Source organism: Haloferax sp. KTX1 (assembly GCF_902410085.1).
Lineage (GTDB): Archaea > Halobacteriota > Halobacteria > Halobacteriales > Haloferacaceae > Haloferax > Haloferax massiliensis.
In genome coordinates, this window is sequence record NZ_CABPRH010000005.1 from 1 (window position 1) to 20,483 (window position 20,483).

Below are 20,483 nucleotides of genomic sequence, written 5' to 3' on the forward strand. Positions count from 1 at the left end.
ACGCGGTCGCTTGTCATCCCCGTCGAGCCGAGCGCAAAGGGCCGTGCAGCAGTCGAAGGACTCGAAGCTCTCGTCGCGGGCTTCGAAGACCAACTCGAAATCGACGTCGGTGTGCTTGCCGCCGTGCCGACGGGATTCAAAAACACGCGTGACCAACGGCAGGTGCTGACTGAAATCGACTATCCGATTCCGGAAATCATCAGCGAGCGTGCCTCCCTCTTGGAATGCTGTTGGATGGAGCAATGTTCGGCGTTCAAGTACGTTCGCGAGCATCGCGACCGCCGCCGTGACTACGAAATCGAGACGCTCGCCCAGTTCGACCGCATCGCGAGGCATCTCGAAGAACAGGTCGGCATCGACGCGCCGAACCCTCCGGAACCCGGTGACGTCGACCACGAGGTGATGACGGTATGACTGGCATGAAGAAAGGAGCTGGTGAAAACCCGTTCGCGGACGATTCGTCACCTGAATCGGCGACCGAGGCTGAGGAACCAGCCCCCGAACAGGCCGATGAGGGGGATTCGAACCAAGCCGAGGGTGCAGACGCAAACCAGTCTCGCCAGCAGGTCCAAATACCGTACAAATTCCGCCGCGATGGCGTCCAAGACGGCCGTGACCGGGTTCCGCTGTTCTTGCAGAAGGAGACGAAAGTCGCGGAGCGAGACGCCCTCCGAGAGTTCGAAGATAGGTTCGAAGAGAACGTCTCGCTCACCGACCTCCGTGAAGCGCTCGTGAAGGTCGGCTTGCAGCACCTCGACGAAACGGAAGAGTGCCTCGAAGAGTGGGGCTACGGGATGACCTTCGACTAGCGAATCGGGAGCAACGCGGAATGCAACTTCGAGACTTCGACCCGCATCGGCGAGACGGTCGAGCCTGACACGTGTCCCGCCCCCGTAGCCGTTCGCGACGTTGGAGACGCCACCCCCGGTCACGACTCTCCGGGATGCGAATCGAACGCGTCCGCCCCGACCGGCGAACCGCACAGCACGCACCCATCGTCGAGAATCCGCTCACGGATGCCCGCGTCGACGAACACCTCGACGCTGCACTCCGGGCAGTCGAAGACTAACTGGCCTGGCACGGCGACCACTACCCGAAGCACAGGCGCTGTCAGTATCTATCACACCCCACCATAGGGCGGGAATACATACGCTAGGCCCGACTACACGTCGAGAATCGCGTCGAGAAGCTTCGACTGGGCGGCCGAGAGATGCTCGGTGAACGTCGACCGGTTGATATCGAGCGCCGCGGCGACTTCCGTCGCGTTTGCCTCGCGGGGATGGTCGAAGTACCCCATCTCGTGGGCCGTCTCAAGGACCTCCCGCTGTCTCGCCGTCAATTTGTCGCGGTCAACGAACACGAGCGAGCTGGAGACGGAATCCGGTTCCGACTGCGTGAGTCGCCGAAGTGAGATGCCGTCGAACTCCGATTTAAGATTGACGACGATGTCGCGGAACGATGTGAGGTCCGAAGCGACGAACGACAGAACGACGGTGCCGCACTCCGCTTCGAGGTGCCGGACCGGACAGCCGTGACACTCGACGAGTTCGCAGGCGCACCGTGGCCCCTCGGCGGGGCCGCTGGTCACGCGATAAATCGTCTTTTGCTCGTGGTGAAACACCTCGTCCGCGTCGTCGATAGCGGCTGACGAGGGGGCGGTAAACTCGACCGCGGCGGTGTCGTTGTCGGCAGCCACCGACCGCGAGACGGATTCGACGGAGGTCTCCGCCGACGCTTCAGACACTCGGCAGACAGACGGGTCAGTCACGTGAATTTCACCGTGCACGCCCTCGGTCATAGGTCGGCGTACGACGGTGGCTCTGAAATACTCTTCGCCGAATCTGTTTGCCGTCTCGTGATTCCGGTCCGTGTTCGAGTGGATTCCCCACGAGAGCCGTATAAAGTCCCCGCACCCTATGGTTCGGGTGTTACTGGCCTCGGTGCAGATTCTCCAACGAATCGAAGTATGACATATACGAGCTTGCTCGGGGCCGAACGGGCGAACGGAACGCCGCCCGTTTGGAGCGCGAGGCGGCGAGTCGGTACGCGGGGTGAGTCACCGTGAGACGCGGGACGGTCGTCGTGTTGCTGCTCGTCGTCGCGGTGCTCCTGCCGACGTGGTACGTGGCGCTGCACGGCGAGCCACCGAGCGAACAGATAGAAATCGACCAGAGCGTCACCGAGATGCGACCGCTGCAGGAGATCGTCGACACGCCGGAGAAACTCGCGCCGAGTCAGGTGGGCGTCATCGTGTGGGTCGCGCTCTTCGCGCTCGTCGGCGTCCTCGCCGCGGTCCACCGGTTCATGGACACGGCGGTCAGGAATGGCCCGGGCGACGAATCAACGATCGCGGACGGCGGTCAGGTCGGACTGCCGTGGTTCTGGACCGCGGACCGCTGGGTCGTCGAGTACGACGACGCCTCCGACGCCATCGAGGGAATCGTGGCGATGGGCGGACTGACCATCCTCGCCATCGTCTTCGCGGCGCTGTTCACCGGCGAGTACCTGACGCTCGCGCGGACCCAGTACTTCGGCGTCTACGCCGCGGGGATGTTCACCGCGCTCGCGTTGCTCACCGTGTCGTACTACGCGTGGTTCCTCCCCCACGTCGAGGTCGCAGAACGGAGGGGACACTAATGAGACTCGACAATCAGAACGCATCGGACGACTGCGACGAGCACTGCGATGACTGCGGGGACGACGGCAACTATCGGCCGAGCATCTTCTCCGACGACCGCGCCTCGCTCGCCCGCCGCGACTACGCGAAACTGCTCGCCAGCGTCGGGGGATTGACCGCCGTCGGGAGCCTCGCGGCACCGTTGGCCGGGCTGACTCGCGTCTTCGAGCGCTCGTACACCGGGCCGGTGTACTCGGACGGCATCTACCTCGTCGACGGTGAGGGCGAACGCGTCGGCGAGAACGCCCTGAGCGAAGGCGAGAAGATGACCGTGTTCCCGGAGCCCCGGCCGGGCATCGAACGGGCACCGACGCTGCTCGTGAGACACGCCGAAGACGCCTACGGCGGCGCGACGAACCTTGAGTACACGGTGTCGGGTTACGCCGCCTACTCGAAGGTCTGTACCCACGCGGGCTGTATGGTGTCGAACGAGGAGGGAGAGACGTTCGTCTGCCCGTGTCACTTCGGGAAGTTCGACCCGACCGCGGGCGCGAAAGTGGTCGGTGGACCGCCGTCGAGACCGCTCCCGCAACTGCCAATCACGTTGTCGAGCGAGGGCAATCTCATCGCCACGGGCGACTTCAACGGGCCGGTCGGCCCGGGGGGCGAGTGATGTCGCGTCTCGACCGTCTCGCCGACCGCGCCGGCGACGCCGGTGACGAGGCGTACGACTGGGTAGACGAGCGGTTCGACCTCGACAGCGGCCGCGCGTTCCTCGGGAAGGCGTTCCCCGCCGAGGACTCGTTTCTCCTCGGCGAGGTAGCGCTGTTCTGCTTCCTGCTTCTCGTCCTCACGGGGATATTCCTCGGGATGTTCTTCGAGCCGTCGACGAGCGGCGTCGAATACGAGGGGAGCGTCGCGAAGTTCCAAGGCCAAGAGGTGCCCGAGGCGTTCGCGAGCGTCCTGCACATCACCTACGACATCCCCTTCGGGATGTTCATCCGGCGGATGCACCACTGGGCGGCCCACCTGTTCGTCGCGTCCATCGGGCTGCACATGCTCAGGGTGTTTTTCACCGGGGCGTACCGCAATCCGCGCGAGCCGAACTGGGTCGTCGGCACCGGCCTCGCCGGACTCTCGATGGGCGCGGCCTATACGGGCTACGCACTTCCCTTCGACGAGTTCGCCGCGACGGCCACCGGCATCGGTTACAGCCTCGCTACGTCGATTCCGCTCGTCGGGGGGGTAGCCGGGAAAGCGTTCTTCGGGGGGGAGTTCCCGTCGAGCGCGACGATACCCCGGCTCTACTTCCTCCACGTCCTCGTCATCCCCGTGGCAATCGGGGGGCTGCTGGCGGTGCATATGGCGATTCTCGTCCGCCAGAAGCACACGGAGGCCCCCCGCGATGACGACGTCCGCGGACTCGGAAACCGGGACCGACGCCCGGCAGAGGGCTCCACGGCGAGCGACGGCGGCACCGAACAGACCGTCCCGAGGGACGACGACAGCGTCGTCGTCGGTCTCCCGGCGTTCCCCAACCAGGCGGCCGTGAGCGCGGTCGTGTTCTTCCTCACGCTGGCCACGCTGGCGATGCTGGCCGGGTTCCTTCCGGTCCACAACATCGCCGAGTACGGGCCGAACAACCCCGCGGGGACGCCGGAACTCATCATGCCCGATTGGTTCCTGATGTGGGTCTACGGCCTGCTGAAACTGCTCCCGTCGTGGATGGGGTTCACCGTTCCGTTCACCGGCGTCCACGTCTCGACGGAGTTCGTCGGCGGCGTCCTCCTGCCGACGCTCGTGTTCGGCGCGGTGGCGGTGTGGCCGTTCGTCGACTACCACGACGAGTCGGTCCACTTCACGGCTGACCCCCTCGACCGGCCGTGGCAGACCGCGGTCGGCGTCGCCGCGGTTCAGTTCATCATGATCGCCTCCATCGCGGGCATGAACAACCTCCTCGGCCGGGCGCTCGGCGTCGGAACCGGCGTCGTCAACCCGATTCTGACCGTCGCGTTGTTCGTCGTTCCCGTCGGCTCCGCGGCCCTCGTCTACCGCGTGCTGGGTGACGACGCGGACGAGAGCCGAACCGGGCGCGTTCCGGGGGAGGCCGGCGATGACTGACGCGAACACCGGCGGGGCTCCGCGGCGACGCATCGAACTCTCGCCTCGGACGTACCGACACCTCGACCGCGCGAGCAAACTCCTCGGCGTGGCGCTCGTCGCCGTCGGCCTCGACGCGGGCGGCGACACGCTCGTGGGAATCTCCCTCGGCGTTCTGGGCGCTGGACTGGCACTAACGACCGTCTTCCTACAGAGAGACTCATGAACCGAACGAACACCTCGACCCCCGACGACGAGTCGGGAACGGACGAATCGCAAGCCGAACAGACGGACGGCCCGCCGGCGGTCGGCGACCCGCCGGGAGAGCCGGCGACCGAGGGGACGAGCGTCTCCCGTCGCCGGTTCCTCGAAGGCGTCGGCATCGCCTCGCTTCTGGGCATCGGCCGGTCCGCGGCCGACGACGACCCGCTGTTCCAGATGGGCGGGCTGAACCCCGTCGACGACCCCATCGGGAACTACCCCTACCGGGACTGGGAGGACCTGTACCGCGAGAAGTGGGACTGGGACTCGGTCTCCCGGTCGACCCACAGCGTCAACTGCACCGGCAGCTGCTCGTGGAACGTCTACGTCAAAAACGGACAGGTGTGGCGCGAAGAGCAGGCCGGCGACTACCCGCGGTTCGACGAGAGCCTGCCCGACCCGAACCCCCGCGGCTGTCAGAAGGGCGCGTGTTACACCGACTACGTCAACGCGGACGAGCGAATCAAACACCCGCTGAAGCGCGTCGGCGAGCGCGGCGAGGGGAAGTGGCGGCGCATCTCGTGGGACGAGGCGCTCACCGAAATCGCCGAGCACGTCGTCGACGAGGTGCAGGCGGGACGGTACGACGCCATCAGCGGCTTCACGCCCATCCCGGCGATGAGCCCCGTCTCGTTCGCCAGCGGGTCGCGGCTCATCAACCTCCTCGGCGGCGTCAGCCACTCGTTTTACGACTGGTACTCCGACCTGCCGCCGGGTCAGCCCATCACGTGGGGCACCCAGACCGACAACGCCGAGAGCGCCGACTGGTACAACGCCGACTACATCATCGCGTGGGGGTCGAACATCAACGTCACCCGCATCCCCGACGCGAAGTACTTCCTCGAATCGGGCTACAACGGGACGAAGCGCGTCGGCGTCTTCACCGACTACTCGCAGACGGCCGTCCACACCGACGAGTGGCTCAGTCCCGATTCGGGCACCGACACCGCGCTCGCGCTCGGCATGGCTCGGACCATCGTCGCCGAGGAACTGTACGACGAGGGCCACCTCAAAGAGCAGACTGACATGCCGCTTTTGGTCCGGCAGGACACCGGGAAGTTCCTCCGCGCGAGCGAGGTTCCATCGGTCTCGACCGACGCCGACCGACCCGAGTGGATGTTGCTCATGCTCGACTCCGACGGACGCCTCCGCGAGGCGCCGGGGTCGCTCGGCGAACGCGACGGACAGAAAGACTACTCCAAGAGCATCGAACTCGACTTCGACCCGCAACTGGACGGCGAAACCACGGTCAGAACCGAAAGCGGGCGCGTCCGCGTCCGGACCGTGTGGGCGGAGTTGCGGGACGAACTCGACAACTGGGACCCCGAGACGGTCCACGACGAGACCGGCGTCGGCGAGGAGACGTACCAGCGCGTCGCCCGCGAGTTCGCCGAGGCCGACAAGGCGAAGATAATCCAGGGGAAGGGCGTCAACGACTGGTACCACAACGACCTCGGGAACCGCGCGCTCCAGTTGCTCGTCACGCTGACGGGCAACCTCGGCGAGCAGGGGACCGGGCTGGACCACTACGTCGGCCAGGAGAAGATATGGACGTTCCACGGCTGGAAGACGCTGTCGTTCCCGACGGGCAACGTCCGCGGGGTGCCGACGACGCTGTGGACCTACTACCACGCGGGCATCCTCGACAACACCGACGCCGACACGGCCGCGAAGATACGGGAGTCCATCGACGAGGGGTGGATGCCGGTCTACCCCGAGGAGCGCGACGACGGCTCTCGTCCCGACCCGACGACGATGTTCGTCTGGCGCGGCAACTACTTCAACCAGGCGAAGGGGAACGTCGCCGTCGAGGAGGAGCTGTGGCCGAAACTCGACCTCGTCGTCGACATCAACTTCCGGATGGACTCGACGGCGCTGTACTCGGACATCGTGTTGCCGACCGCGAGCCACTACGAGAAACACGACCTCTCGATGACGGACATGCACAGCTACGTGCACCCGTTCACGCCAGCGGTCGAACCGCTCGGCGAGTCGAAGACCGACTGGCAGATATTCCGCGAACTCGCCGCGAAGGTTCAGGAGGTCGCCACCGAGCGCGGCGTCGGGCCGATTTCGGACCGGAAGTTCGACCGCGACATCGACCTCCAGTCCGTCCACGACGACTACGTCCGCGACTGGGAGACCGGCGAGGCCGACGCCCTCGCCGAGGACCGCGCCGCCTGCGAGTACATCCTCGAACACTCCGAGGAGTCGAACCCGTCCGAGAGCGACGACCGGATAACGTTCGCCGACACGGTCGAACAGCCCCAGCGGCTCTTGGCCGCCGGCGACCACTGGACCTCCGACATCGAGGACGGCGAGGCGTACACGCCGTGGAAGGACTTCGTCCAAGACAAGAACCCGTGGCCGACCGTCACCGGCAGACAGCAGTACTACATCGACCACGACTGGTTCCTCGAACTCGGCGAGCAGTTGCCGACCCACAAGGAGGGGCCGACGCAGACGGGCGGCGACTACCCGATGGAGTACAACACGCCCCACGGACGGTGGTCTATCCACTCCACGTGGCGGGACAACGAGAAACTGCTCCGCCTCCAGCGCGGGGAACCGGTGGTCTACCTCCATCCCGAGGACGCCGCCGAACGGGGCATCGAAGACGGCGACACCGTGGAAGTGTTCAACGACCTCGCGTCGGTCGAACTGCAGGCGAAGCTCTACCCGAGCAGCCAGCGCGGCACGGCGCGGATGTACTTCGCCTGGGAGCGGTTCCAGTTCGACGGCGACACGAACTTCAACTCGCTCGTCCCGATGTACATGAAGCCGACGCAGTTGGTCCAGTACCCGGCGGACTCCGGTGAACACCTCTACTTTTTCCCCAACTACTGGGGGCCGACGGGGGTCAACAGCGACGTCCGCGTCGACGTGCGGAAAGGCGGAGGTGACGCCGAATGAGCACCGACGACGGGCCAGCGGCACAGGCCGACGGCGACGGGGTGAACCTCGCCGACGGCGTCGACCACCAGGTCGCCATGGTGATGGACCTGAACAAGTGCATCGGCTGTCAGACCTGCACGGTCGCGTGCAAGTCGCTCTGGACGGAGGGCGGCGGCCGCGACTACATGTACTGGAACAACGTCGAGACGAAGCCCGGCAAGGGCTACCCGCGCGACTGGGAGGACTCCGGCGGCGGCTGGACGGACGCCGAACACACCGAGCGAAACCCCGGCGACATCCCCGACCAAGCGGACTACGGCGACGCGTGGTCGTTCAACCACGAGGAGGTCATGTACAACGGCGGCGACCGGCCGCTGCGTCCCGACAGCGACCCCGAGTGGGGGCCGAACTGGGACGAAGACCAAGGCGCGGGCGAGCATCCGAACTCGTATTACTTCTACCTCCCGCGCATCTGCAACCACTGCACGCACCCGTCCTGCGTGGAAGCGTGCCCGCGGAAGGCCATCTACAAGCGCGAGGAGGACGGCATCGTCCTCATCGACCAGGAGCGCTGCCGCGGCTACCGCTACTGCGTCGAGGGCTGTCCGTACAAGAAGGTGTACTACAACGCGACGCAGAAGACCTCCGAGAAGTGCATCTTCTGTTACCCCCGCATCGAGGGCGAGGGCCCGGACGGCGAGACGTTCGCCCCCGCCTGCGCGGAGGACTGCCCGCCGCAGTTGCGACTCGTCGGGTTCCTCGACGACGAACAGGGGCCGATTCACAAGCTCGTCGAGGAGTACGAGGTCGCGCTCCCGCTGCATCCGGAGTACCAGACGCAGCCGAACGTCTACTACATCCCGCCGTTCGCGCCGCCGCAGCACTCCGAGGACGGCGAGACGGTGGACGTGGACCGCATCCCCCGTAACTACCTCGAAGAGCTGTTCGGCGACCGCGTCCACGAGGCGCTCGACACCATCGAGAAGGAACGCGACAAGGTCGACCGCGGCGGGGAAAGCGAACTCCTCGACATGCTGACCGACACCAACCCGGCCCGGAAGTACCGGTTGGAGGTGTTCGACTGATGCGAGCAACGCGAGCGGAGTCGGGCTCGCCGGGCCTCGCCCCGGGGGTGTTCGACTGATGCGTGAGCGTCGAGCGGTCGCCGTCGGCGCGGTCGCCGTCGTGGCGCTGCTCTTGGCCGCCGCAGTCGCCGGCCCCGCGGCGGTGTCCGCGCGCCCCGCGAACGAGATTCCCGTCGGATCGGTCGCTGCCGACGACCGGCCCCAGCGGCCGACGAGCGAGGCGTGGGACACCGTTCCGTCGGTGACCGTCCCGCTGACGAGCGCGCCCAGCGGCGTTCCGAACGCGAGCGACACCTCCGTCGAATCGGTTCGCGTCCAGTCGGCCCGGACCGACGAGCGGTTGTATCTCCGGCTCTCGTGGGCCGACGGAACCGCCGACCGCAACGCCACCGGTCCGCGGTCGTTCCTCGACGCGGCCGCGGTGCAGGTACCGGTCAACACCTCGGTCCGCCCCCCGATTTCGATGGGGAGCACGCGGAACCTGGTGAACGTCTGGTACTGGAGCGCCGACGGCGAGAGCGAGGAACTGCTCGCCGGCGGCCCGGGGTCGACGACCGAGTTCGAACGGACGGCCGTCGAGACGGCGGCGAGCCACGACGACGGCCGCTGGACGGTCGTCATGTCGCGGCCGCTCGACTCGGACGCCGCGAACCGGACCTCGTTCGCCGTCGACAACGACGTGGACGTGGCCTTCGCGGTGTGGAACGGGTCCGAGATGGAGCGTTCCGGCCGGAAATCGGTCAGCGACTGGTATCACTTCCCGTTCGGTCCCGGACCGCAGGGGCCGCCGTACGAGTCGATACTGTGGGCCGTCGCCGGTCTCGCCATCGTCGGCGTCGCGCTCGTGACTATCGAAGCGGTGCGGAAGAACTGAGGACACGACGATGGATACGAACACCCACGCGGAGACGCGAACCGACGACACGAACCGCGACACCAACAGCGATACGAACAACGACACCGACCGAATCGATTCGAGCGCGGTCGACCGACCCGCGGCGGCGCGGGCGGCGATCTATACCGCGCTGGCGACGTTGCTCGACGAGCCCGACGAGCGGCTCCACGAGCGACTCGCCGCCGGGGAAGTCGACGAGACCGTCCGGGGACTCCTCGGTGCGACCGGGCTCTCGGTCGCCCCGCCGGAGCTGACCGTCGAAGACGACTACGAGACGGCGTGTGCCCGGTTCAACGACCTGTTCACGGTCGGCTACGCCGAGTACGCGGACCGAACCGACGGCTCGCTCGACAGCGAGGGGCCGCGAATCTCGCTGTACGAGTCGTCGTACCGCCCCGACGCGGCGTGGAACGACGTGAATCTCGACCTCGCACGCGCGTACGACTACTTCGGGCTCGAAATCGACCCGGAGACCCGTGACAACCACGACTATCTCCCGTACGAACTCCAGTTCGCGGGCTACCTCGCGCGGCTGGAGGCCGCGGCCGACCCGGGCGGCGGGCGGGCCGACGACGCGGCGCGGGCGCGGCTCGATTTCCACGACCGCCACCTCCACGTCGTCGCCGGGGGCTTGGCTGAACGAGCGGCCGACACGCCCGGCTCGGGCCTGTACGGCGAAGTCGCGGACTTCCTCGACCGGTTCGTCGCCGCCGACCAGCGCGCGCTCGCCGCGCGGTTCGAGGGAGGTGACGGCGCATGAGCGGTCGCGGAGTCGAAGATGCGGTCGGTTCGACCTCCCCGTTGGCCGGTATCGCCGCGCTTCGGTCTCGAACGCCCGGGCGAACGTTTCGGATACTGACCGGGGTACTGGCGCTGTGCCCGGTCGCCGCGGTGACGGCGTATCGCGTCGGCCACAACGTTCCCGGCGGCCTCCCGGGGGGCGTCGCGACGCTCGCGGCGGACTGGTCGGGCCTCGCCGTCGTCGGGCCCGCGCTCGCGGCGCTGCTTCTCGCGTCGACCGCCGACGCCGGAGCCGAACGCGTGGGGCTCGCCTTCGTCGGCGGGTTCGGAGTCCTGGCACTCGTGACGGCGGCCGCGGCGTGGCGGCCGGCCGCAATCGGCGTTTCGGTCGGCTTCGCGGTCGTCGCGGCGGACAGGCTCGTCGCGCTCGGACGGAAACGAGAGTGGAACGGAGTCCGACGAGCCGCGCCGGTCGGCCTCGCCGCGGTCGGCGTGGCGACCTCTCTCGCGGCGACCGCCGGCGTGATGCCGGCGACGCTTCGGCCGCTCGGCTCCGGGGTCGCGCTCACCGCGGTCGGCGTCGTCCCGCTCGCTGTCGGCTGGGACCGAACCAGCGCGCTTGCCGGTGTCGCCGCGGGAGCGACTGTGCTTGCAACCGCCGCGAGCGCACCGTACGTCGCGGGGGCGGTACTGCTCGTCGGCGGCGGTGTCGTCGGCGTTCCGGCGGGTCTCGTCGCCTTCGCCGCGGCCGGCGGAACAGCCGGCGTCGTCTCCGCGCTCCGCGACGGTCGGCTCGCCGTCGCACTCGGAGCCGCGTTGTTCTGCGCGGCCGGCGTCCCCGCGACGGTGCTCCGAGCAACCGGGGTCGTCGTCGCGGCCGCGTTGGTCGCGTACGACGGGGGTGAGCGAGCGTGAGAGACGAAGAGGAGGCGACCGACGGACCGCCGGACCCACAGCTACACCCCGAACAGAGCCCCGGATTCGGTGCCGACCCCGCGGGCCTCGAAGACATCGAAGTCGACCGCGACGTGACCATCGGCGAGGCGACGCTCGCCGAACTCGGTGCAAGCGACACGGAGCCCGTCGAGGACCATCCGGTGTCTGACCTGCTTGCGTCGCTCGCCGACGACGACGCGGTCGAGCGTCGTCGGGCCGCACTCGCGCTCGCCGAACGGGAGGGCGACGAGGTCGTCGTTGAGGCGCTGTCCCGCGCGGCGACGACGGACGAAGTCGCCGAAGTGCGGCAGTTCGCCGTGGAGGCGCTGGCGAAACACGGCGGCGACCTCGCGGCCGAGACCGCGCGGGCGCTGACCGACGACCCCGACCCGTGGGTTCGGGCCGAGGCCGTCGTCGCGCTCGACCGCCTGGACCGGGCGGAACACGAAGCGGTCATCGAAGCCGCGCTCGACGACGAGCACCACGCCGCCCGGCGAAACGCGCTCGTCTCGCTTTTCAAACGCCGCGGCGAGGGCGCGTGCGACGCGCTCGTTGCCGCCGCCGACGACCCGAGCGAGCGGGTGCGAGAGTGGGCGGCGCACCTGCTCGGCGGAATCGACAACGACCGGGCGGCCGAGGCGCTGTCCCGGCTCGCCGACGACGAGCGAAGCGTCGTCCGAGAGACGGCGGTCCGGGCCCGCGAAGTCGATTCCGGAAGCTTCCGCCGCCAGTTCACGGGCGTCCTCGACGAGACCGACCGCACTCTCCCCGGCGAAGACGACCTCAATCGAACGCCGAACCTCTGACCATGAGCGAACACGACCCGACGAACCACGACCCGTCGAATAGCGAGCCAGACACCGAGTCCGAGCTTCGAGACCGCGTCGAATCCGCGCTCCGAGCCGTCCGAGACCCCGATGCCGACGTCGACGTCTTCGAGGCCGGGCTGGTCGAATCGATAGCCGTCGACGGGGCGAGCGTGACCGTCCGCGCGGCCGTGTCGGAGTTCGACGACGCGAACGCGACGCGGGTCATGCGCGCGATGGCGCAGGCGGTCCGCGACGTGCCCGCGGTCGAGGGTGCGCACGTCGAGCCCGTCTCGCCGTCGTCCGGCGACGGTGCGACCGGCGTGGACGCGTTCGACACCGTCATCGCCGTCGCCAGTGCCAAGGGCGGCGTCGGGAAATCGACCGTTTCGACCCGCCTGGCGTGCGCACTCGCCGGCGAGCGTCCAGCCGGGCTGTTCGACGCGGACATCCACGGCCCGAACGTTCCCTCGTTGCTCGACGTCGAAGGCCACGTCCACTCGGACGACGGAGGTCACCCGCTGCCCGTCTCGGTGAGGGGCCCCGACGCCTCGCTCGACGTGATGAGCGTCGGATTGATGGAGTCGGGCGCGCCGCTGGCGTGGCGGGGTGCGATGGCGCACGACGCGCTGACCGAACTGTTCGCGGACACCGCCTGGAGCGCCGACGACACGCTCGTGTTGGACCTGCCGCCGGGGACCGGCGACGTGGTCCTGACCACGCTCCAAGAGATTTCCGTCGACGGCGTCGTCGTTGTGACGACGCCCTTCGAGTCGAGCCTGGACGATACGGCGCGGAGCATCGAACTCTTCCGCGACAACGGGGTTCCGGTTCTCGGGGCGGTCGTCAATATGGGCGAGTTCGCCTGTCCCTCCTGCGGCGACACTCACCGGCTCTTCCCCGGCGAGGCCGCCGGCGAACGGCTCGACGCGACGGTGCTCGCCGAACTCCCGTTCTCCCCGCGGTTTCAGGAGACGCCCGTCCCCGGAGACGCCGCACCCGCGTTCGAGACGCTCGCGGAGTCGGTCTCCGAGGCGGCGGCGACCGCGTGGGATGTCGACGCTCCCGACGACGCACTCGACATCCGCGGGGACCCGCCGGAGCGACGGAAGGAGCGGGTCGCAGAACGGTTCACCGCGCTCGCGAGCGGCGAAGCGTTCGCGCTCGTCAGCGACCGCGACCCGACGCCAGTCCGGCGGTTCCTCGGCGGACTGACCGACCACGACCCCGCGGAAATCGACGGGTTCAGCGTCGAACGCCGAACGCCGAACGACTGGCTGTTGACTGCGACGAAACCGTAAGCGAGGTCCGATGGAACGACAGCCACCGGTGACCGGCGTCGTGCTCGCCGGCGGCCGGAGCGAGCGGTTCGGTGAGGAGTGCAAGGCGGCGGCCAGTTTCGATGGACGCCCGCTCGTCGAACGCGTCGTCCGGCGCGTCCGGGCGGCGACGAGGCGTCGACCGATCGTCGCCGCGGGACCGCGCGACAAACGCGCGGCTGTGGACCGCGTACTGAGCGACGCCGACCCCGTGCGGTACGTCGCGGACGCGAACTGGTGTAACGGCCCCGTCGCCGGCCTCTGTGCCGCGCTCGACGCGGTTTCGACCGACCACGCCTTCGTCTGCGGTTGCGATATGCCGCTGTTGTCGGTCGCGGCCGTGTCGTGGCTCATCGACCGTCACGTCGGCTCAGGCGCTGACGCGACGCTCCCGGTCGATTCGGCGGGTCGCCGACAGCCCCTCCACGGAGTTTACCGAACGTCGGCGTTGGCGGCGCGATGCGACCGGCGGCTCGGTTCGAACAGCCTCCGCGCCCTCGTCTCCGAACTCTCGGTCGACCGCGTCGACTCGTCGTCGGTACCCGACTCCCTCTCGCTCGAAGCGTCGATGGCGAACGTGAACACGCGAGCGGAGCTCAGCGGGCTCCGTCAACGGTTTGCCGAGTGAGCTTGCGGCTATTTCTGAGTCAACTGTGTTGTGCTATTAACTCAATATATCTGCCGTGAACATCACCCACGGCCACTCGAAACTGAACAAGAATAGATCGCATGATACAACGAAGACCGCTCGCGATCGATTCCGACAACGGCCTCTTCGGCCGCACCCCAATTCGGCGTTTCTCGGGTGAGCTGTGACAGATGTCTATCAAACGTATATTAGCGACGGACCGCTTAATGAGGACGTCAAACGCCACGCACTCGAAGCCCCTGAACACAACGTTTATTCGTGCGTTACTTGTTGTCAGCTATCATGAAACACGCCCCGGCGGTCTGGGACCCGAACCTCGACGACGGCCGGTATCGGAACCCGGTCATCTACGCGGACTACTCCGACCCCGACGTCGTTCGCGCGGGTGATGACTTCTTCATGACCGCTTCGAGCTTCAACGCCGTCCCCGGACTCCCGATACTCCACTCGCGCGACCTCGTGAACTGGCGACTCATCAATCACGCCATCGACGAGTTACCACCGGATTTCGACCGTCCGCAGCACGGAAACGGCGTCTGGGCGCCCTCGATCAACTACCACGAGGGGACGTTCTACATCTTCTACGGCGACCCCGACCGCGGCGTCTACATGACCGAGACCGACGACCCCCGTGGTCGGTGGTCCGACCTGACGCTCGTGCACGAGGCCGAGGGGTGGATCGACACGGCACCGCTGTGGGACGACGACGGGAACGCGTATCTCGCCCACGCGTTCGCCAAGAGCCGTGCCGGATTCAACAGCGTGCTCAACATCGCCCCGATGGCACCGGACGGGACGCACATCACCGGCGAGAGCAGGCAGGTGTTCGACGGCCACGACGACCACCCGACAATCGAGGGGCCGAAGCTGTACGAGCGGGACGGGAGTTACTACATCTTCGCGCCCGCCGGCGGCGTTAGCGACGGGTGGCAGACGGTCCTTCGCTCGGACGACATCTACGGCCCGTACGACGACCGAGTCGTCCTCGCCCAGGGGGAGACGCCGATTAACGGGCCGCATCAGGGAGCGCTCGTAGGCTTGGACGGCGGCGAAGACTGGTTCGTCCACTTCCAAGAGGCCGACCCGTACGGCCGCATCGTCCACCTTCAGCCGGTCGCTTGGACCGACGGGTGGCCCGTCATCGGCCGCGACGAGGACGGCGATGGGACCGGCGAGCCGGTTCGAACGCACGAAAAACCCGATGTCGCTGCTGAGACGCTTCCGACGATGGTCCCGCAGACCTCCGACGACTTCGAAGCGGCCCGCTTAGGGCTCCAGTGGCAATGGCACGGGAACCCGAAGTTCGGTTGGCACTCGCTCACCCACCGTCCCGGCGCGCTCCGCCTGTTCCGACAGCGTGTCGATGCGTCTGAGAACCTGTGGACCGCCCCGAATCTCCTCCTCCAGAAGTTCCCCGCCCCGGCGTTCACGGCGACGACAGAAGTCCGATGCGGCCTCCAAGAAGAAACCGGACACGGGGGGCTTCTCGTCATGGGCTCCGAGTACGCCTACCTCAGTATCCGCGAGAGCACGGACGGAGTCCGCCTGATACAGGGACGTAACACCAACCCATCGGAGGGCGACCCCGATACGGTCGTCGAACGAGTCCCCCTCCGAGGCTCGTCCGCACGACTGCGGGCGACCGTCGAGGACGGGGGTCGCGTCCAGTTCGCGTACGCGACGGGCGATGCCGGCTTCGAGTCGATTGGAGAGCCGTTTCAAGCCCAGCAGGGGCGCTGGATCGGTGCCAAAATCGGTCTGTTCGTCGCGCGGTCGACCGACTCTGGGGTCGGTGATGGCTACTGCGACTTCGAGTACTTCGAGGTCAGCGACTGAACTGTCTCCAGAGGGGCGCACGTTCTGCGCCTAATATAACGGGAATTTTATCAATAATCTCGGGATGTAGTATCACCACGCAAATATTCTCTCGAAGTGGGGTGTTGCCGGGAACGACGTGTTTCACGTCAGGGGTAAGGGTTATCGGGCAGTGAGACTGGGCGGCCAGAAGCCGAACTCGCACAGCGAATCTGTGGACTCGACGACCGAGAGCGGGATTCGAACATCAGTTGAGACACCGGCGAGTAATCTGTACTATTCCTCCACTACTGTTAGTGCGGAACTCTCCGTCCGAGGTGACCGATTCGGTACCTCCGACCCGTCCGAATCGAGACGCAGAACACGAAGACGAATCTCTAACGCTCCTCCGGGGAAAACAGCGCTATAATGCTAACCGGTTACTGAGTTGCTCACGAGCAGTCACGACCGTGATGACTCCACCAGTCCCGGCAGTTGCCGACTATACTAACAACACCACGGTCGTTGTGCGGTCGGTTCGTCCCCATTGGTATGGAGAGATAATCGACCGGGGCAGGGCGGAGTTCCGAACGACGTCAAATCCGATTCGTTACCGAAATCTGACTAATCATTGTCCGTGCTCTTGTCAGAATTACTTTGTGACTGTTTCGCCGACGAGACCCAGTTGACAAGCGCGTTCGACGACCCCCAGTCTTCCTCGCGCGTGAGTAGGACGGGGCGGCTCTTCTCTAGCTGATACGCGAACCCGATCACGGTCACCAAGGCGAGAAGCGCCATCGGGAGCCCCGCGATGATCGTGAAGTTCTGGAGGATTCCCACGCCGCCGATTATCAGGAGTAGCGACGTGAGAAGCCCGATAATCACGCCCCAGACGAACCGGTTGGCGATCGAGGGGTGCTGTGTTCCCCCGCTGGTGGTGAGGATGGCCAGGCTGATCGTCGCGGAGTCGATGGTCGTAATGAGGAAGGTGAACACGAGCAGTAAGAACAGCACGACGAACAGTTCCCCGAACGGCAGTTGCGCCAGAATCGGATACGTAGCGACCGAGATTCCGTAGGAATCGATGATAGACAGCAGGTCGACCTGCCCCGAGTGCTGGAGCAGCATGGAGTAGCCGCCCATGGTGACGAACCACGGCAGCGTCGCGGCGGTACCGCCGACCATCGCGCCGAAGATGACCTGTTTGAGCGTCCGACCGCGGCTGATGCGCGCGATGAAGATGCCGGTCATCGGGGCGAAGCTAATCCACCACGCCCAGTAGAACACCGTCCACGAACCGACCCACGACTGCCCGCCGCCCACGTTGACGTACAGCGACATATCGACGAAGTTCGCGATGTACTTCCCCATGCCCGCGGTCCCGAGGTTGAATATCGACGCGAACGGCGAGAAGACGAGAATGCAGACGAGGATGAACAGGAAGAGCACCACGTTGAACGTGGACACTCGCTTTATTCCCTTTTCGATTCCCAACACGGCCGAAGCGGTGTAGCCGACCGTCAGCCCCGTCACGAGGGCGATAATCCCGAAGTCACCGACCGACACGCCGTAGTTGTACGACAGTCCGGTGATGAACTGTTGGGCGGCGAGTCCGACCGTAACTGTCGCGCCGCCGGCCGCGGCGACCACGGCGATGACGTCGACGATCTTCAGCCAGGTCTTATCCAAGTTGTTCACGCCCAGAATCGGTACGAACACCGAGGACGGCTTCATCGGGGCGTCCTTGCGATGGACGTAGTACGCGAGCGGGACTGACAGTATCATGTGGTTGACCCACGGCGAGATGCCCCAGTGGAACATCGTGTACTGCATCGCGCCGATCATCGCGCCGACCGATTGTGGTTGCGCGTTGACCAAGGGAGGGACGGTCTCGTAGTGGGACAGCGTCTCTGCGGCCCCCCAGAACACGATTCCGGCCCCGAAGGTCGCCGCGAACACCATCATGATGTACGACCCGTAGCTGAACTCCGGCGGCTCGTCCGGCTTGCCTAATTTAATCTCTCCCCACGGGCTGATCATCACGAACAGGAAGAATATTACGAGCGCGAAAATCAGCGCCTGAAAGTACCACGAGAGGTTCGTCGTGATGACTTCGTTGACGTTCCCGATCACGGTGCTCGACGCTTTCGGATAAAAGGCTAACGCCGAGACGAGAACGCCCGTTAGGAAGACCCCGATCGCGAACACGGGGGTGTCGATCTCGTCGTACAGGTTGGCGATCTCATCGCGGATTGGTGAGCCTGGCATTGGAATAGTTACGTCCGGGTGAAGTTACTGCGCGCTGGCCCGAGTCGGTGGAACATCTTCTGGGTCTTCGCGACTCGGTGGAGTACGCGTTCCGCAGTTCCCACAAACTGCCTGTTAATACCTGACATACACTATGTGTGGTCAGTGTTTATGTATTTAAACCCTTTGAATCTCTACTCAAACTGACGGTCGCGCACAGCGGCCGCCGCCGCGTCGAGACCGCTCAGCGCTCGACTGCGCCGGCCAGCTCCGCGAAGGCGTCGCGGAGAACGGGGGCGTCTTCGGTGAGCGTGACGTACTGGACGCCTGTTTCGAGCCAGTTCCGCGCCTGCGTTGGCGTGTCGGCGTACGTTCCAACGACCGTGCCGGTGTCCCTGGCTTTGCGGACGACGGACCGCATTGTCTCGACGACGTCATCGTGTTGCACGTCGCCGGGGACGCCGAGCGATTGCGAGAGGTCGTACGGTCCCAGAAACAGGACGTCGATACCGTCGACGTCGAGGATGGAATCGACGTTATCAACCGCTTTCACGCCCTCTACCTGCAACGCCAGCACAGTCTCTTCGTTCTGCGTCGATTCGAACTCGGGTCCCCCCTCGTACGTTCCGGCGCGGCCGTAGGGCGAGAGTCCGCGTTCGCCTACCGGGTGGAATTTGGCCGCGTTCACCGCGCGTCGAGCGTCGTCCGCGGTTTCTACCTGTGGGACCTGCACGCCGTCGGCGCCGACGTCCAGGGCCCGCTGGATTTCCCCCGGCGCGTTCTCCCGGACCCTGACGACCGCCGCCCCGCCCTGCGACTGTGCGCCGGCACAGGCGCGCATTGTCGCTTGTGCAGTGGCGGGGCCGTGTTCTTGATCGATGACGACGAAGTCGAACCCCGCCACGGTCGCGATTTCGGAGACCATCATCGAATTCACGATCTGAAACGTGCCGAGGACGGAACCGCCGTCTACGATCCGCTCGCGGAGAGAGCTCCCAGTCATATGAAGAACGTTTCGAGGGCTGAACTATCAATCTGCCGCCGACCGCACTGCATGCACCCGGTGTTTCGCGTGATAGAACACGGCTTGGCGTCATGGGTGCGCCCCGCTCGGCGCTTCGATCGCGCCCGTGGGAGCGACGAACGGTAGCTCCCGCGTCAGTAATCGCGGAGGTTCAACTCGATCCGGTTTCTGACCCGCTTGAGGTGTGTGGGCAGCTCCGTCGTCAACCTCTCACCGACGACCTCCGTCGCGGGCCCCGACGCACTCAGCGCCCCGATGACCGCGTCATCGCCGTTCAGGACCGGAACCCCGACGCACCGCAGCCCCTGTCCGTACTCCTCGTCGTCTACCGAGTATCCTCGCTCGCGTATCTCGGCTAACTCCGTGCGGAGCGTCTCGCGGTCCGTTATCGTGTTTTCCGACCGCTTCGGAAGGCCGTGCCGGTCGAGAATCGATTCGACCCGCCGCTCCGGCAAGTGCGCGAGAAGCGCCTTTCCGGTGGCGGTGCAATGTAGCTCGTGGACTTCGCCGGCCCGCGTCGACAGGCGGATGCGGTCATCGCCTCTCGTCCGGTAGAGGTACACGCCCTTCCCCCGGTCCTCAACACTGATGTTGACGAGTAGTCTGGTCTCCCGGGAGATATCGTCGGCGTGCGGCCGAGCGACCTCGTATATCTCCGTGTTCGTGCGAGCGCTCTCGCCGAGTTCCAGAAACCGGAGGCTGAGTTCGTAGCCCCGATCGCCGTCGACTACGTAGCCGTGTTCGCGGAGCGTGCTCAGGTGGTTGTGCGCCGTGCTCTTCGAGACTCCCGCGTGCGTGGCCACGTCGCTGACGCTCGGGGCCGTCCGCTCTTCCAGCGCTTCGAGTATCGCCAGCAGCGTTTCGTCCGACCGTATCGGCCGGGTCGCTTTCTCGGTCATGTGACTCCTACCGCGTCCAGCCCCTAGAGTGTTTCCCAACCGATAATCGTTCGTTGTAGTCGAACGCCTGTTTGAAAAGTCATCGGCGCTTTCAGTGACGGTTTCTGGCACCTCTCGTGGACTGTTGTTTTAGTACGGACCCCCTTTACAGACATATGTTTGTAACGAAATCGGCGGCCAAACGCTCGCTCGACAGGCACAAACTCGTTCGATGT

At 66.0% G+C, this 20,483-nt stretch carries 20 protein-coding genes; 16 read left to right on the plus strand and 4 right to left on the minus strand.

From position 1 onward, the window contains the following. The 3 genes from FY251_RS09665 to FY251_RS23085 all read left to right on the plus strand — a co-directional run. The coding region (locus FY251_RS09665; RefSeq protein ID WP_148414527.1) for a ParA family protein at window positions 1–414 on the plus strand (414 nt) is incomplete at its 5' end. Next, the gene (locus tag FY251_RS09670; protein WP_148414528.1) at window positions 411–809 is read left to right on the plus strand and encodes a hypothetical protein; all 399 of its coding nucleotides are present in this window, start codon (window positions 411–413) and stop codon (window positions 807–809) included. The genes FY251_RS09665 and FY251_RS09670, both read left to right, overlap by 4 nt. Before the next feature lie 134 nt (window positions 810–943). Then, entirely contained in the window at window positions 944–1,069 is a 126-nt protein-coding gene (locus FY251_RS23085) for a hypothetical protein (RefSeq protein ID WP_255516672.1), read from the plus strand. Between the two features lie 93 nt (window positions 1,070–1,162). Here the strand turns inward: FY251_RS23085 and narO are convergent, their stop codons facing one another. Beyond that, entirely contained in the window at window positions 1,163–1,798 is a 636-nt protein-coding gene (narO, locus tag FY251_RS09675; RefSeq protein WP_148414529.1) for a transcriptional regulator NarO, read from the minus strand. Window positions 1,799–2,061: 263 nt separating this feature from the next. On the opposite strand from narO, the gene FY251_RS09680 reads away from it, so the two are divergent. From FY251_RS09680 to FY251_RS09740, 13 genes are all read left to right on the plus strand, one after another. Then, window positions 2,062–2,637, plus strand: coding sequence for a hypothetical protein (locus FY251_RS09680; RefSeq protein ID WP_148414530.1), 576 nt, complete (start codon window positions 2,062–2,064; stop codon window positions 2,635–2,637). Next, window positions 2,637–3,290: a ubiquinol-cytochrome c reductase iron-sulfur subunit gene (locus tag FY251_RS09685; RefSeq protein WP_148414531.1), complete on the plus strand. Its 654-nt coding sequence runs from the start codon at window positions 2,637–2,639 to the stop codon at window positions 3,288–3,290. The genes FY251_RS09680 and FY251_RS09685 overlap by 1 nt, the downstream gene beginning before the upstream one ends. After that, window positions 3,290–4,738 carry a cytochrome bc complex cytochrome b subunit gene (locus tag FY251_RS09690; RefSeq protein WP_148414532.1) on the plus strand — a complete coding sequence of 483 codons (1,449 nt, stop codon included), beginning with the start codon at window positions 3,290–3,292 and terminating at the stop codon, window positions 4,736–4,738. Before FY251_RS09685 ends, FY251_RS09690 begins: the two co-directional genes overlap by 1 nt. After that, window positions 4,731–4,943: a hypothetical protein gene (locus FY251_RS09695; RefSeq protein ID WP_148414533.1), complete on the plus strand. Its 213-nt coding sequence runs from the start codon at window positions 4,731–4,733 to the stop codon at window positions 4,941–4,943. Before FY251_RS09690 ends, FY251_RS09695 begins: the two co-directional genes overlap by 8 nt. Then, the gene (locus FY251_RS09700) at window positions 4,940–7,891 is read left to right on the plus strand and encodes a molybdopterin-dependent oxidoreductase (protein WP_148414534.1); all 2,952 of its coding nucleotides are present in this window, start codon (window positions 4,940–4,942) and stop codon (window positions 7,889–7,891) included. The genes FY251_RS09695 and FY251_RS09700 overlap by 4 nt, the downstream gene beginning before the upstream one ends. After that, window positions 7,888–8,958: a 4Fe-4S dicluster domain-containing protein gene (locus tag FY251_RS09705; protein ID WP_148414535.1), complete on the plus strand. Its 1,071-nt coding sequence runs from the start codon at window positions 7,888–7,890 to the stop codon at window positions 8,956–8,958. The genes FY251_RS09700 and FY251_RS09705 overlap by 4 nt, the downstream gene beginning before the upstream one ends. Window positions 8,959–9,016: 58 nt before the next feature. Continuing rightward, entirely contained in the window at window positions 9,017–9,832 is an 816-nt protein-coding gene (locus FY251_RS09710; protein ID WP_148414536.1) for an ethylbenzene dehydrogenase-related protein, read from the plus strand. 10 nt (window positions 9,833–9,842) lie between these two features. Then, window positions 9,843–10,613 (plus strand): molecular chaperone TorD family protein, encoded by a 771-nt coding sequence (locus FY251_RS09715; RefSeq protein WP_148414537.1) that lies wholly within the window; start codon window positions 9,843–9,845, stop codon window positions 10,611–10,613. Then, window positions 10,610–11,509, plus strand: coding sequence for a hypothetical protein (locus FY251_RS09720; protein WP_148414538.1), 900 nt, complete (start codon window positions 10,610–10,612; stop codon window positions 11,507–11,509). Before FY251_RS09715 ends, FY251_RS09720 begins: the two co-directional genes overlap by 4 nt. Next, window positions 11,506–12,336, plus strand: coding sequence for a HEAT repeat domain-containing protein (locus FY251_RS09725; protein ID WP_148414539.1), 831 nt, complete (start codon window positions 11,506–11,508; stop codon window positions 12,334–12,336). Before FY251_RS09720 ends, FY251_RS09725 begins: the two co-directional genes overlap by 4 nt. Before the next feature lie 2 nt (window positions 12,337–12,338). Further along, the gene (locus tag FY251_RS09730; RefSeq protein ID WP_148414540.1) at window positions 12,339–13,637 is read left to right on the plus strand and encodes a P-loop NTPase; all 1,299 of its coding nucleotides are present in this window, start codon (window positions 12,339–12,341) and stop codon (window positions 13,635–13,637) included. Between the two features lie 10 nt (window positions 13,638–13,647). Further along, window positions 13,648–14,283, plus strand: a complete 636-nt coding sequence (locus tag FY251_RS09735; RefSeq protein ID WP_187367380.1) for a molybdenum cofactor guanylyltransferase — start codon at window positions 13,648–13,650, stop codon at window positions 14,281–14,283. A 303-nt stretch (window positions 14,284–14,586) separates the two neighbouring features. Then, on the plus strand, window positions 14,587–16,140 hold the full coding sequence (locus FY251_RS09740; RefSeq protein ID WP_148414541.1) for a glycoside hydrolase 43 family protein: 1,554 nt from the start codon (window positions 14,587–14,589) through the stop codon (window positions 16,138–16,140). 582 nt (window positions 16,141–16,722) lie between these two features. Here the strand turns inward: FY251_RS09740 and FY251_RS09745 are convergent. From FY251_RS09745 to FY251_RS09755, 3 genes are all read right to left on the minus strand, one after another. Then, entirely contained in the window at window positions 16,723–18,366 is a 1,644-nt protein-coding gene (locus FY251_RS09745) for a BCCT family transporter (RefSeq protein ID WP_148414542.1), read from the minus strand. 223 nt (window positions 18,367–18,589) lie between these two features. Then, complete coding sequence (locus FY251_RS09750; protein ID WP_148414543.1) at window positions 18,590–19,348, minus strand: HpcH/HpaI aldolase/citrate lyase family protein; 759 nt, start codon at window positions 19,346–19,348, stop codon at window positions 18,590–18,592. 155 nt (window positions 19,349–19,503) lie between these two features. Further along, on the minus strand, window positions 19,504–20,379 hold the full coding sequence (locus FY251_RS09755) for an IclR family transcriptional regulator (RefSeq protein WP_255516649.1): 876 nt from the start codon (window positions 20,377–20,379) through the stop codon (window positions 19,504–19,506). Between the last annotated feature and the right edge of the window lie 104 nt (window positions 20,380–20,483).